Source organism: Staphylococcus warneri (assembly GCF_900636385.1).
Classification (GTDB): domain Bacteria; phylum Bacillota; class Bacilli; order Staphylococcales; family Staphylococcaceae; genus Staphylococcus; species Staphylococcus warneri.
Map to the genome: position 1 here is coordinate 931,293 of NZ_LR134269.1, position 11,666 is coordinate 942,958.

Genomic DNA, 11,666 nt, shown 5'->3' on the forward strand with positions numbered 1-11,666 from the left:
TATTATCGTATCATAAAATTAACATAATGAAGAAACAGGTGATTAAATGTTAAAAAAAGGTGATCAATTCCCAGAATTTTCATTAGAAAATCAAAATGGAGAACGCATTACTAATGAAACGATAAAAGGTCAAGTGACAATATTATATTTCTATCCTAGAGATAATACACCAACTTGTACTACAGAAGCTTGTGATTTTCGAGATAATATCGAAATGTTTAATGATTTGAATGTGAATATCTATGGTGTGAGTGGTGATTCTAAGAAAAAGCATCAAAATTTTATAGAGAAACATAAGCTTAACTTTGATTTACTCGTAGATCAAGACTATCAACTTTCCAATGAAGTCGGTGTATATCAATTGAAAAAATCATTCGGTAAAGAAAGCATGGGCATAGTTCGAACAACGTTTGTTATAGATGAGCAGGGCATAGTTAAAGATGTTATTGAAAAAGTAAAAGTTAAGACCCAAATTGAAGAACTAAAAAACATTTTGGAGTGATATTGATGAAAGTAGTTAGTCTGTTTAGATTAGGAGAGTTAGAAGATAAATTAAAAGAAACATTTCCGCAGGTAGAATTTAAATTTATTAAGAAAGCTAAAAATATACCAAATGAAGACAGACAATCACTCGATATCTTAATTGGATATGATGGAAATCTAGATGAAACATTGTTAGAGGATTGCCCAAATCTTAAGTGGATTGCTTGGTATGCTACTGGTGTTAATTCTTTACCATTAAAATATATTAAGGAACACAATATTACGTTAACTAATAGTAGGGGAGTACAAGCAAAACAACTATCTGAATTCATCATTGCATTTATTTTAGATGATTATAAGAAAATGAGAACGTCTTATATTAATCAACAAAACAAGATATATGATTCGAAAATGACAGGCAGAAGATTAAATGGTGATTGCATATTGTTTTTAGGCACAGGAGCAATCGCACAACGAACAGCAAAGTTAGCGAAAGCTTTTGATATGAAGGTTATAGGTGTAAGTAAATCAGGCAAACAGAAAAAATGGTTTGATGAAGTACACAAAATTGAATATCTAAGTGACTTATTAGAAAAAGGCGATATAGTAATCAATAGTTTACCAGAAACAAATGAAACGATTCATTTATTAAAATATGAAGACTTTGAAAAAATGAAAGCAAGTACAATGTTTATTAATGTCGGTAGAGGTACAATAGTTGAGGAAGATACATTGATTGAAGCATTAAGCAATAATGAAATCAGACATGCTTACTTAGATGTATTTGAAAAAGAGCCATTAACACCAGATAACTCATTATATGAACTAGACAACGTAACTATAACTGCGCATATTACAGGAAATGATCAAGGTATTAATGAGGACGTTACAAAAATATTTATTAAAAACTTGGAACATTTTCTCAATTATAGCAGCGTAATTGAGAATGAAGTGGATCTAGAAAAAGGATATTAATGAAAATACAACTGTTTTATTGACATTTGTAAATTGTAACAGTTATATTAGTATTAAGTAATAATCATTATTAACTAGAAAGATGGTGAAAAAAATGAGCGCGGAATTAGAATCAATAGAACATGAACTTGAAGAATCAATTGCGTCTTTAAGAAAAGCTGGTATACGTATAACACCTCAAAGACAAGCAATCTTGAAATTCATGATTTCTTCAAAAACACATCCTAGTGCCGACGAAATTTATCAAGCACTTTCACCAGATTTTCCTAATATAAGTGTTGCGACAATATATAATAATTTAAGAGTATTCAAAGATATAGGCATTGTAAAAGAGCTCACATACGGTGATGCATCAAGTCGATTTGATTTCAATACTCACAATCATTACCATATTATTTGTGAAAAATGCGGTAAAATAGTTGACTTCCATTATCCACAATTAGACGAAGTGGAACAGCTAGCACAACATGTTACTGAATTTGACGTAACACATCATCGAATGGAAATTTATGGAATATGTAAAGAATGCAAAGATAAAGAAGAATAGGCATCATATACTCATAAAGATAAATCAATAGTAAATAATAATTAAAAACCATGTTTGACTCATAATAGTCAAACATGGTTTTTATATATTTAAAAGAATAAAAAAGTAATGTAAATGTTTTATATGAAAAAAATATAACATGTACTTAGAAAACTTAAGTCAGATACGAAAGAAGAGTTATTGTAAAATAGGGATCAATTTTGAGATGAGGATTACACTTTAAAAAATGATAGTTCACTTTAAATTAAAATAAGGTATACTTCGAGTAAATTTTTACAAATTAAATAGTTGAAATGCGTTGACGTTAATATAATTACTTGGTAATATATAAAAGTCGTCAAAACGATATTAACTATTTGAAAAGATTTCATTAACTTTTTAAAGTAAATGTTGATAAAGTGTAATTTTGACTATTGAACTTTCAATTCAAACATTATATTATAGATTTTGTTGAGTCATTAATAACAAAGTTCTTAAAAAAGAATTTAAATTTATTGTTGACTTCATAAAACAAACGCGATATAATGAGATATTGTAAGCGAAAAAAAGAACATTGAAAACTGAATGACAATATGTCAACGTTAATTCTAATAATGTAACGAAAGTTACAACAATTAATTTAGTTTTATGAGCTAATCAAACATCATAATTTTTTATGGAGAGTTTGATCCTGGCTCAGGATGAACGCTGGCGGCGTGCCTAATACATGCAAGTCGAGCGAACAGATAAGGAGCTTGCTCCTTTGACGTTAGCGGCGGACGGGTGAGTAACACGTGGATAACGTACCTATAAGACTGGGATAACTTCGGGAAACCGGAGCTAATACCGGATAACATATTGAACCGCATGGTTCAATAGTGAAAGGCGGCTTTGCTGTCACTTATAGATGGATCCGCGCCGTATTAGCTAGTTGGTAAGGTAACGGCTTACCAAGGCAACGATACGTAGCCGACCTGAGAGGGTGATCGGCCACACTGGAACTGAGACACGGTCCAGACTCCTACGGGAGGCAGCAGTAGGGAATCTTCCGCAATGGGCGAAAGCCTGACGGAGCAACGCCGCGTGAGTGATGAAGGTCTTCGGATCGTAAAACTCTGTTATCAGGGAAGAACAAATGTGTAAGTAACTGTGCACATCTTGACGGTACCTGATCAGAAAGCCACGGCTAACTACGTGCCAGCAGCCGCGGTAATACGTAGGTGGCAAGCGTTATCCGGAATTATTGGGCGTAAAGCGCGCGTAGGCGGTTTTTTAAGTCTGATGTGAAAGCCCACGGCTCAACCGTGGAGGGTCATTGGAAACTGGAAAACTTGAGTGCAGAAGAGGAAAGTGGAATTCCATGTGTAGCGGTGAAATGCGCAGAGATATGGAGGAACACCAGTGGCGAAGGCGACTTTCTGGTCTGTAACTGACGCTGATGTGCGAAAGCGTGGGGATCAAACAGGATTAGATACCCTGGTAGTCCACGCCGTAAACGATGAGTGCTAAGTGTTAGGGGGTTTCCGCCCCTTAGTGCTGCAGCTAACGCATTAAGCACTCCGCCTGGGGAGTACGACCGCAAGGTTGAAACTCAAAGGAATTGACGGGGACCCGCACAAGCGGTGGAGCATGTGGTTTAATTCGAAGCAACGCGAAGAACCTTACCAAATCTTGACATCCTTTGACCGCTCTAGAGATAGAGTTTTCCCCTTCGGGGGACAAAGTGACAGGTGGTGCATGGTTGTCGTCAGCTCGTGTCGTGAGATGTTGGGTTAAGTCCCGCAACGAGCGCAACCCTTAAGCTTAGTTGCCATCATTAAGTTGGGCACTCTAAGTTGACTGCCGGTGACAAACCGGAGGAAGGTGGGGATGACGTCAAATCATCATGCCCCTTATGATTTGGGCTACACACGTGCTACAATGGACAATACAAAGGGCAGCTAAACCGCGAGGTCAAGCAAATCCCATAAAGTTGTTCTCAGTTCGGATTGTAGTCTGCAACTCGACTACATGAAGCTGGAATCGCTAGTAATCGTAGATCAGCATGCTACGGTGAATACGTTCCCGGGTCTTGTACACACCGCCCGTCACACCACGAGAGTTTGTAACACCCGAAGCCGGTGGAGTAACCATTTATGGAGCTAGCCGTCGAAGGTGGGACAAATGATTGGGGTGAAGTCGTAACAAGGTAGCCGTATCGGAAGGTGCGGCTGGATCACCTCCTTTCTAAGGATATATTCGGAACATCTTCGAAGAAGATGAAGGAATAACATTGACATATTGTATTCAGTTTTGATTGTTTGTTTTACAAATAATTAATGGGCCTATAGCTCAGCTGGTTAGAGCGCACGCCTGATAAGCGTGAGGTCGGTGGTTCGAGTCCACTTAGGCCCACCATTAATTAATATTTATTTGGGGGCTTAGCTCAGCTGGGAGAGCGCCTGCTTTGCACGCAGGAGGTCAGCGGTTCGATCCCGCTAGTCTCCACCATTATAATTGTACATTGAAAACTAGATAAGTAAGTAAAATAGATTTTACCAAGCAAAACCGAGTGAATTAGAGTTTTAAAGCTTGAATTCATAAGAAATAATCGCTAGTGTTCGAAAGAACACTCACAAGATTAATAACGCGTTTCCTGTAGGATGGAAACATAGATTAAGTTATTAAGGGCGCACGGTGGATGCCTTGGCACTAGAAGCCGATGAAGGACGTTACTAACGACGATATGCTTTGGGGAGCTGTAAGTAAGCGTTGATCCAGAGATTTCCGAATGGGGAAACCCAGCATGAGTTATGTCATGTTATCGATATGTGAATACATAGCATATCAGAAGGCAGACCCGGAGAACTGAAACATCTTAGTACCCGGAGGAAGAGAAAGAAAAATCGATTCCCTGAGTAGCGGCGAGCGAAACGGGAAGAGCCCAAACCAACAAGCTTGCTTGTTGGGGTTGTAGGACACTCTATACGGAGTTACAAAAGTATATATTAGACGAATCATCTGGAAAGTTGAATCAAAGAAGGTAATAATCCTGTAGTCGAAAATATATACTCTCTTGAGTGGATCCTGAGTACGACGGAGCACGTGAAATTCCGTCGGAATCTGGGAGGACCATCTCCTAAGGCTAAATACTCTCTAGTGACCGATAGTGAACCAGTACCGTGAGGGAAAGGTGAAAAGTACCCCGGAAGGGGAGTGAAAGAGAACTTGAAACCGTGTGCTTACAAGTAGTCAGAGCCCGTTAATGGGTGATGGCGTGCCTTTTGTAGAATGAACCGGCGAGTTACGATTTGATGCAAGGTTAAGCAGCTAATGTGGAGCCGTAGCGAAAGCGAGTCTGAATAGGGCGTTTAGTATTTGGTCGTAGACCCGAAACCAGGTGATCTACCCTTGGTCAGGTTGAAGTTCAGGTAACACTGAATGGAGGACCGAACCGACTTACGTTGAAAAGTGAGCGGATGAACTGAGGGTAGCGGAGAAATTCCAATCGAACTTGGAGATAGCTGGTTCTCTCCGAAATAGCTTTAGGGCTAGCCTCAAGTGATGATTATTGGAGGTAGAGCACTGTTTGGACGAGGGGCCCTTCTCAGGTTACCGAATTCAGACAAACTCCGAATGCCAATCAATTTAACTTGGGAGTCAGAACATGGGTGATAAGGTCCGTGTTCGAAAGGGAAACAGCCCAGACCACCAGCTAAGGTCCCAAAATATATGTTAAGTGGAAAAGGATGTGGCGTTGCCCAGACAACTAGGATGTTGGCTTAGAAGCAGCCATCATTTAAAGAGTGCGTAATAGCTCACTAGTCGAGTGACACTGCGCCGAAAATGTACCGGGGCTAAACATATTACCGAAGCTGTGGATTGTCCGTAGGACAATGGTAGGAGAGCGTTCTAAGGGCGTCGAAGCATGATCGCAAGGACATGTGGAGCGCTTAGAAGTGAGAATGCCGGTGTGAGTAGCGAAAGACGGGTGAGAATCCCGTCCACCGATTGACTAAGGTTTCCAGAGGAAGGCTCGTCCGCTCTGGGTTAGTCGGGTCCTAAGCTGAGGCCGACAGGCGTAGGCGATGGATAACAGGTTGATATTCCTGTACCACCTAGTATCGTTTTAATCGATGGGGGGGACGCAGTAGGATAGGCGAAGCGTGCTATTGGATTGCACGTCCAAGCAGTAAGACTGAGTGTTAGGCAAATCCGGCACTCATAAGGTCAAGCTGTGATGGGGAGAGGAAATTGTTTCCTCGAGTCGTTGATTTCACACTGCCAAGAAAAGCCTCTAGATAGATAACAGGTGCCCGTACCGCAAACCGACACAGGTAGTCAAGATGAGAATTCTAAGGTGAGCGAGCGAACTCTCGTTAAGGAACTCGGCAAAATGACCCCGTAACTTCGGGAGAAGGGGTGCTCTTTAGGGTTAACGCCCAGAAGAGCCGCAGTGAATAGGCCCAAGCGACTGTTTATCAAAAACACAGGTCTCTGCTAAACCGTAAGGTGATGTATAGGGGCTGACGCCTGCCCGGTGCTGGAAGGTTAAGAGGAGTAGTTAGCTTCTGCGAAGCTACGAATCGAAGCCCCAGTAAACGGCGGCCGTAACTATAACGGTCCTAAGGTAGCGAAATTCCTTGTCGGGTAAGTTCCGACCCGCACGAAAGGCGTAACGATTTGGGCACTGTCTCAACGAGAGACTCGGTGAAATCATAGTACCTGTGAAGATGCAGGTTACCCGCGACAGGACGGAAAGACCCCGTGGAGCTTTACTGTAGCCTGATATTGAAATTCGGCACAGCTTGTACAGGATAGGTAGGAGCCTTTGAAACGTGAGCGCTAGCTTACGTGGAGGCATTGGTGGGATACTACCCTAGCTGTGTTGGCTTTCTAACCCGCACCACTTATCGTGGTGGGAGACAGTGTCAGGTGGGCAGTTTGACTGGGGCGGTCGCCTCCTAAAAGGTAACGGAGGCGCTCAAAGGTTCCCTCAGAATGGTTGGAAATCATTCATAGAGTGTAAAGGCATAAGGGAGCTTGACTGCGAGACTTACAAGTCGAGCAGGGTCGAAAGACGGACTTAGTGATCCGGTGGTTCCGCATGGAAGGGCCATCGCTCAACGGATAAAAGCTACCCCGGGGATAACAGGCTTATCTCCCCCAAGAGTTCACATCGACGGGGAGGTTTGGCACCTCGATGTCGGCTCATCGCATCCTGGGGCTGTAGTCGGTCCCAAGGGTTGGGCTGTTCGCCCATTAAAGCGGTACGCGAGCTGGGTTCAGAACGTCGTGAGACAGTTCGGTCCCTATCCGTCGTGGGCGTAGGAAATTTGAGAGGAGCTGTCCTTAGTACGAGAGGACCGGGATGGACATACCTCTGGTGTACCAGTTGTCGTGCCAACGGCATAGCTGGGTAGCTATGTATGGACGGGATAAGTGCTGAAAGCATCTAAGCATGAAGCCCCCCTCAAGATGAGATTTCCCAACTTCGGTTATAAGATCCCTCAAAGATGATGAGGTTAATAGGTTCGAGGTGGAAGCGTGGTGACACGTGGAGCTGACGAATACTAATCGATCGAAGACTTAATCAAAATTTATGTTTTGCGAAGCAAAATCATTTTACTTACTATCTAGTTTTGAATGTATAATACATTCCATTTGTCTGGTGACAATGGCAAGGAGGTCACACCTGTTCCCATGCCGAACACAGAAGTTAAGCTCCTTAGCGCCGATGGTAGTCGGACTAACGTTCCGCTAGAGTAGGACGTTGCCAGGCAAATATACTGGAGAATTAGCTCAGCTGGGAGAGCATCTGCCTTACAAGCAGAGGGTCGGCGGTTCGAACCCGTCATTCTCCACCATTTATAGCCGGCCTAGCTCAATTGGTAGAGCAACTGACTTGTAATCAGTAGGTTGGGGGTTCAAGTCCTCTGGCCGGCACCATCTTTAGAGCCATTAGCTCAGTTGGTAGAGCATCTGACTTTTAATCAGAGGGTCAGAGGTTCGAATCCTCTATGGCTCACCATTTTAATAGCGGGTGTGGCGGAATTGGCAGACGCACTAGACTTAGGATCTAGCGCCTTACGGCGTGGGGGTTCGACTCCCTTCACCCGCATATGCAGAAGTAGTTCAGCGGTAGAATACAACCTTGCCAAGGTTGGGGTCGCGGGTTCGAATCCCGTCTTCTGCTCCATTATTAGTGCCGGGGTGGCGGAACTGGCAGACGCACAGGACTTAAAATCCTGCGGTGAGAGATCACCGTACCGGTTCGATTCCGGTCCTCGGCACCATCTTATTATTAATATGCGCCCGTAGCTCAATTGGATAGAGCGTTTGACTACGGATCAAGAGGTTATGGGTTCGACTCCTATCGGGCGCGCTTATTCTACGGGAAGTAGCTCAGCTTGGTAGAGCACTTGGTTTGGGACCAAGGGGTCGTAGGTTCGAATCCTGTCTTCCCGATAGCAACAATTATTATATATATGGGGGCTTAGCTCAGCTGGGAGAGCGCCTGCTTTGCACGCAGGAGGTCAGCGGTTCGATCCCGCTAGTCTCCACCATATTAAATTTACAAACTAGATAACGGCGGTGTAGCTCAGCTGGCTAGAGCGTACGGTTCATACCCGTGAGGTCGGGGGTTCGATCCCCTCCACCGCCACTACTATTAGTTGTAAGATTATATTTAGGACCTTTAGCTCAGTTGGTTAGAGCTAACGGCTCATAACCGTTCGGTCGCAGGTTCGAGTCCTGCAAGGTCCATATAATTTTGGAGGAATACCCAAGTCCGGCTGAAGGGATCGGTCTTGAAAACCGACAGGGCCTTAACGGGCCGCGGGGGTTCGAATCCCTCTTCCTCCGTTTTATATTTGGTCTCGTAGTGTAGCGGTTAACACGCCTGCCTGTCACGCAGGAGATCGCGGGTTCGATTCCCGTCGAGACCGCCATTTTAATTTAATAGCAATTTACCTATAATCATGGAGGAATACCCAAGTCCGGCTGAAGGGATCGGTCTTGAAAACCGACAGGGCCTTAACGGGCCGCGGGGGTTCGAATCCCTCTTCCTCCGTTTTTATTATTTATTATTATCGCGGGATGGAGCAGTTCGGTAGCTCGTCGGGCTCATAACCCGAAGGTCGGTGGTTCAAATCCGCCTCCCGCAATACATAGTTTTAATAGGTCTCGTAGTGTAGCGGTTAACACGCCTGCCTGTCACGCAGGAGATCGCGGGTTCGATTCCCGTCGAGACCGCCATTATTAATATTATGGTTCAGTAGCTCAGTTGGTAGAGCAATGGATTGAAGCTCCATGTGTCGGCAGTTCGACTCTGTCCTGAACCATTTCACAAGCCGGCCTAGCTCAATTGGTAGAGCAACTGACTTGTAATCAGTAGGTTGGGGGTTCAAGTCCTCTGGCCGGCACCATCTCTTGGAGGGGTAGCGAAGTGGCTAAACGCGGCGGACTGTAAATCCGCTCCTTCGGGTTCGGCAGTTCGAATCTGCCCCCTCCACCATCTAAATAGGGGCATAGTTCAACGGTAGAATAGAGGTCTCCAAAACCTTTGATGTGGGTTCGATTCCTACTGCCCCTGCCATGGCGGTTGTGGCGAAGTGGTTAACGCATCGGATTGTGGTTCCGACACTCGAGGGTTCGATTCCCTTCAACCGCCCTTATTATTAATGGGCTATAGCCAAGCGGTAAGGCAACGGACTTTGACTCCGTCACGCGCTGGTTCGAATCCAGCTAGCCCAGTTATTGGCGGCATAGCCAAGTGGTAAGGCAGAGGTCTGCAAAACCTTTATCACCGGTTCAAATCCGGTTGCCGCCTCCAGGTTATATTAAGCGGGAGTAGTTCAACTCTAAGAACACGTTCCTTCCCGGAACGAGGTATAGGTGTAAGTCCTATCTTCCGCTCCATAATTTACATCAAGCGGGAGTAGTTCAACTCTTAGAACACGTTCCTTCCCGGAACGAGGTATAGGTGCAAATCCTATCTTCCGCTCCATAATTTATATCAAGCGGGAGTAGTTCAACTCTAAGAACACGTTCCTTCCCGGAACGAGGTATAGGTGTAAGTCCTATCTTCCGCTCCAATTTTATATTAAGCGGGAGTAGTTCAATTCTTAGAACACATTCCTTCCCGGAATGAGGTATAGGTGTAAGTCCTATCTTCCGCTCCAATATTACTTCCAAGTGGAAGTTTTTTCTTTATATTGAGCCGGCGTGGCGGAATTGGCAAACGCGCGGGACTCAAAATCCCGTTCCTTTTTGGAGTGTCGGTTCGATCCCGACCGCCGGTATAAAATAGATAAAGTATGAGGAAAAGTGGTATTTGTGTAAACACATTTACCACTTTTTTTATATCAATAAATTTCTGTATAGAGTTCAAGTAGATTATCTTTATCATATTTTAGTTTGTATCATTTTGTAATATGATATATGATAATTTTATTATGCTTTGGAGGTTCATTATGAGTAAAAATAGTACTAAAATGGGTGGTAAAATTTTCTTTAGTAATATTCTAAATGCAGTTGGTGCAGGAGTTGTAATTGCCTTATTACCTAACGCTTTATTAGGAGAGTTACTTAAATTTTTTAAAGATGGTAATGAGATCTTAGAGACTATCTTTCGTCTTGTTACGGTTATACAGTCTTTTATGGCATTTATAGTAGGAGTTTTAGCAGCTCATCAATTTAAATTCAATGGGTCAGGTGCTGCTATTGTTGGTACTTCTGCTATGTTAGGTTCAGGCGCAATAATATTTAATAATCAAGGCATTATGATTAAAGGTATTGGGGATATAATCAATATTATTTTAGTAGTGATGATTGCCTGTTTTTTATATTTATTATTCCAAGGAAAATTGGGCTCATTTGAAATGATTATTTTACCAGTTTTAATTCCAGTTGTTAGTGGAACTATTGGTATGATGACATTACCATATGTTCAAGTCGTTACTCATACAATTGGTAAATTGATTAATTCATTTACTGATCTTAATCCATTAACGATGTCAATTTTAATTAGTGTGACTTTCTCTTTACTTATGGTTACACCAATTTCATTAGTAGCCATTGCTACTGCGATAGGTTTAACTGGATTAGGTAGTGGTGCGGCGAATATGGGTATTGTTGCTGCTTGTGTTACATTTTTATTTGGATCTTTAAGAGTTAATTCTATTGGGGTCAATTTGGTATTGCTTATTGGTGCAGCTAAAATGATGATACCTGTTTATTTAAAACATTTAATCATAGCTATTCCTCTAATCATTAATGGAGTTGTTACTGGTATTATTGCTTATTTCATAGGTATCAAAGGTACACCTTTATCTGCTGGATTTGGATATACTGGCCTTGTTGGACCTATAAATGCTTTAAACCGTATGCCTGGAGATCAAATGACAAATATTATCATGCTAGTTGTAGGGTACTTTATTATTCCATTTATCAGTGGATTTATAGTACATGAATTATGTAAAAAATTTATACAATCATATAGTGACGAAATATATAAATTTGAAATTCCTAAAGATTAAACAAAACTCTGTGTAGCCGTTAAGGCTGCACTTTTTTTATGGTATTTAAAAATAAATATTGCATATTAATGTAAGTATTTGTATAATAATGAATATTATAAAGGAGGGTTGCTTTAATGAAATATTTTATTAAAGTATTTTTGGTATTTTTAATTATAGTAGGT

Annotated in this window: 4 protein-coding genes, 30 tRNA genes and 3 rRNA genes; all 37 read left to right on the plus strand. The window is 42.2% G+C overall.

Annotated features, from left to right (window positions below; translation table 11 throughout):
* Positions 1 to 46: 46 nt before the first annotated feature.
* The 37 genes from bcp to EL082_RS04695 all read left to right on the plus strand — a co-directional run bounded on the left by bcp (position 47) and on the right by EL082_RS04695 (position 11,502).
* Complete coding sequence (gene bcp, locus EL082_RS04525; RefSeq protein ID WP_002466137.1) at positions 47 to 502, plus strand: thioredoxin-dependent thiol peroxidase; 456 nt, start codon at positions 47 to 49, stop codon at positions 500 to 502.
* A 5-nt stretch (positions 503 to 507) separates the two neighbouring features.
* A complete protein-coding gene (locus tag EL082_RS04530; protein WP_002466115.1) occupies positions 508 to 1,458 on the plus strand; it encodes a phosphoglycerate dehydrogenase in 951 nt (316 codons plus the stop codon).
* Between the two features lie 94 nt (positions 1,459 to 1,552).
* Positions 1,553 to 2,005 (plus strand): peroxide-responsive transcriptional repressor PerR, encoded by a 453-nt coding sequence (gene perR, locus EL082_RS04535; protein WP_002452366.1) that lies wholly within the window; start codon positions 1,553 to 1,555, stop codon positions 2,003 to 2,005.
* 652 nt (positions 2,006 to 2,657) lie between these two features.
* Positions 2,658 to 4,210: ribosomal RNA gene (locus EL082_RS04540) — 16S ribosomal RNA — on the plus strand.
* A 94-nt stretch (positions 4,211 to 4,304) separates the two neighbouring features.
* Positions 4,305 to 4,381 (plus strand) — tRNA-Ile (locus EL082_RS04545).
* 17 nt (positions 4,382 to 4,398) lie between these two features.
* A tRNA-Ala gene (locus EL082_RS04550) sits at positions 4,399 to 4,474 on the plus strand.
* 163 nt (positions 4,475 to 4,637) lie between these two features.
* A 23S ribosomal RNA gene (locus tag EL082_RS04555) occupies positions 4,638 to 7,560 on the plus strand.
* A 70-nt stretch (positions 7,561 to 7,630) separates the two neighbouring features.
* Positions 7,631 to 7,745, plus strand: a 5S ribosomal RNA gene (gene rrf / locus EL082_RS04560).
* Together the 16S, 23S and 5S rRNA genes with 30 tRNA genes alongside form the textbook arrangement of a ribosomal RNA operon.
* A gap of 9 nt (positions 7,746 to 7,754) precedes the next feature.
* Positions 7,755 to 7,830: transfer RNA gene (locus EL082_RS04565), tRNA-Val, on the plus strand.
* 6 nt (positions 7,831 to 7,836) lie between these two features.
* A tRNA-Thr gene (locus tag EL082_RS04570) sits at positions 7,837 to 7,912 on the plus strand.
* A gap of 6 nt (positions 7,913 to 7,918) precedes the next feature.
* Positions 7,919 to 7,994: transfer RNA gene (locus EL082_RS04575), tRNA-Lys, on the plus strand.
* Between the two features lie 8 nt (positions 7,995 to 8,002).
* Positions 8,003 to 8,084: transfer RNA gene (locus tag EL082_RS04580), tRNA-Leu, on the plus strand.
* Positions 8,085 to 8,087: 3 nt separating this feature from the next.
* Positions 8,088 to 8,162 (plus strand) — tRNA-Gly (locus tag EL082_RS04585).
* Positions 8,163 to 8,170: 8 nt separating this feature from the next.
* Positions 8,171 to 8,259: transfer RNA gene (locus EL082_RS04590), tRNA-Leu, on the plus strand.
* Positions 8,260 to 8,274: 15 nt separating this feature from the next.
* A tRNA-Arg gene (locus EL082_RS04595) sits at positions 8,275 to 8,348 on the plus strand.
* A gap of 9 nt (positions 8,349 to 8,357) precedes the next feature.
* Positions 8,358 to 8,431: transfer RNA gene (locus EL082_RS04600), tRNA-Pro, on the plus strand.
* Between the two features lie 22 nt (positions 8,432 to 8,453).
* A tRNA-Ala gene (locus EL082_RS04605) sits at positions 8,454 to 8,529 on the plus strand.
* Positions 8,530 to 8,553: 24 nt separating this feature from the next.
* Positions 8,554 to 8,627, plus strand: a tRNA-Met gene (locus EL082_RS04610).
* 27 nt (positions 8,628 to 8,654) lie between these two features.
* Positions 8,655 to 8,728 (plus strand) — tRNA-Ile (locus EL082_RS04615).
* Positions 8,729 to 8,737: 9 nt separating this feature from the next.
* Positions 8,738 to 8,827: transfer RNA gene (locus EL082_RS04620), tRNA-Ser, on the plus strand.
* Positions 8,828 to 8,837: 10 nt separating this feature from the next.
* Positions 8,838 to 8,913 (plus strand) — tRNA-Asp (locus EL082_RS04625).
* 32 nt (positions 8,914 to 8,945) lie between these two features.
* Positions 8,946 to 9,035: transfer RNA gene (locus EL082_RS04630), tRNA-Ser, on the plus strand.
* Positions 9,036 to 9,055: 20 nt separating this feature from the next.
* Positions 9,056 to 9,129: transfer RNA gene (locus tag EL082_RS04635), tRNA-Met, on the plus strand.
* 15 nt (positions 9,130 to 9,144) lie between these two features.
* Positions 9,145 to 9,220: transfer RNA gene (locus EL082_RS04640), tRNA-Asp, on the plus strand.
* A 13-nt stretch (positions 9,221 to 9,233) separates the two neighbouring features.
* A tRNA-Phe gene (locus EL082_RS04645) sits at positions 9,234 to 9,306 on the plus strand.
* An 8-nt stretch (positions 9,307 to 9,314) separates the two neighbouring features.
* Positions 9,315 to 9,390: transfer RNA gene (locus EL082_RS04650), tRNA-Thr, on the plus strand.
* A gap of 6 nt (positions 9,391 to 9,396) precedes the next feature.
* Positions 9,397 to 9,479, plus strand: a tRNA-Tyr gene (locus tag EL082_RS04655).
* Between the two features lie 7 nt (positions 9,480 to 9,486).
* Positions 9,487 to 9,560 (plus strand) — tRNA-Trp (locus EL082_RS04660).
* 2 nt (positions 9,561 to 9,562) lie between these two features.
* Positions 9,563 to 9,635 (plus strand) — tRNA-His (locus tag EL082_RS04665).
* Between the two features lie 11 nt (positions 9,636 to 9,646).
* Positions 9,647 to 9,718: transfer RNA gene (locus EL082_RS04670), tRNA-Gln, on the plus strand.
* A gap of 5 nt (positions 9,719 to 9,723) precedes the next feature.
* Positions 9,724 to 9,797 (plus strand) — tRNA-Cys (locus EL082_RS04675).
* 11 nt (positions 9,798 to 9,808) lie between these two features.
* A tRNA-Gly gene (locus EL082_RS11905) sits at positions 9,809 to 9,883 on the plus strand.
* Between the two features lie 13 nt (positions 9,884 to 9,896).
* Positions 9,897 to 9,971: transfer RNA gene (locus tag EL082_RS04680), tRNA-Gly, on the plus strand.
* Positions 9,972 to 9,984: 13 nt separating this feature from the next.
* Positions 9,985 to 10,059: transfer RNA gene (locus tag EL082_RS11910), tRNA-Gly, on the plus strand.
* A gap of 12 nt (positions 10,060 to 10,071) precedes the next feature.
* Positions 10,072 to 10,146, plus strand: a tRNA-Gly gene (locus EL082_RS04685).
* A 37-nt stretch (positions 10,147 to 10,183) separates the two neighbouring features.
* Positions 10,184 to 10,266: transfer RNA gene (locus tag EL082_RS04690), tRNA-Leu, on the plus strand.
* 171 nt (positions 10,267 to 10,437) lie between these two features.
* Positions 10,438 to 11,502, plus strand: coding sequence for a PTS sugar transporter subunit IIC (locus EL082_RS04695; protein ID WP_002466798.1), 1,065 nt, complete (start codon positions 10,438 to 10,440; stop codon positions 11,500 to 11,502).
* The last annotated feature ends 164 nt before the right edge of the window (positions 11,503 to 11,666 follow it).

Coding starts and splice junctions, on each gene's coding strand:
- bcp (WP_002466137.1), top strand. CDS start 47: ATGTTAAAAAAAGGTGATCAATTCCCAGAATTTTCATTAGAAAATCAA.
- EL082_RS04530 (WP_002466115.1), top strand. CDS start 508: ATGAAAGTAGTTAGTCTGTTTAGATTAGGAGAGTTAGAAGATAAATTA.
- perR (WP_002452366.1), top strand. CDS start 1,553: ATGAGCGCGGAATTAGAATCAATAGAACATGAACTTGAAGAATCAATT.
- EL082_RS04695 (WP_002466798.1), top strand. CDS start 10,438: ATGAGTAAAAATAGTACTAAAATGGGTGGTAAAATTTTCTTTAGTAAT.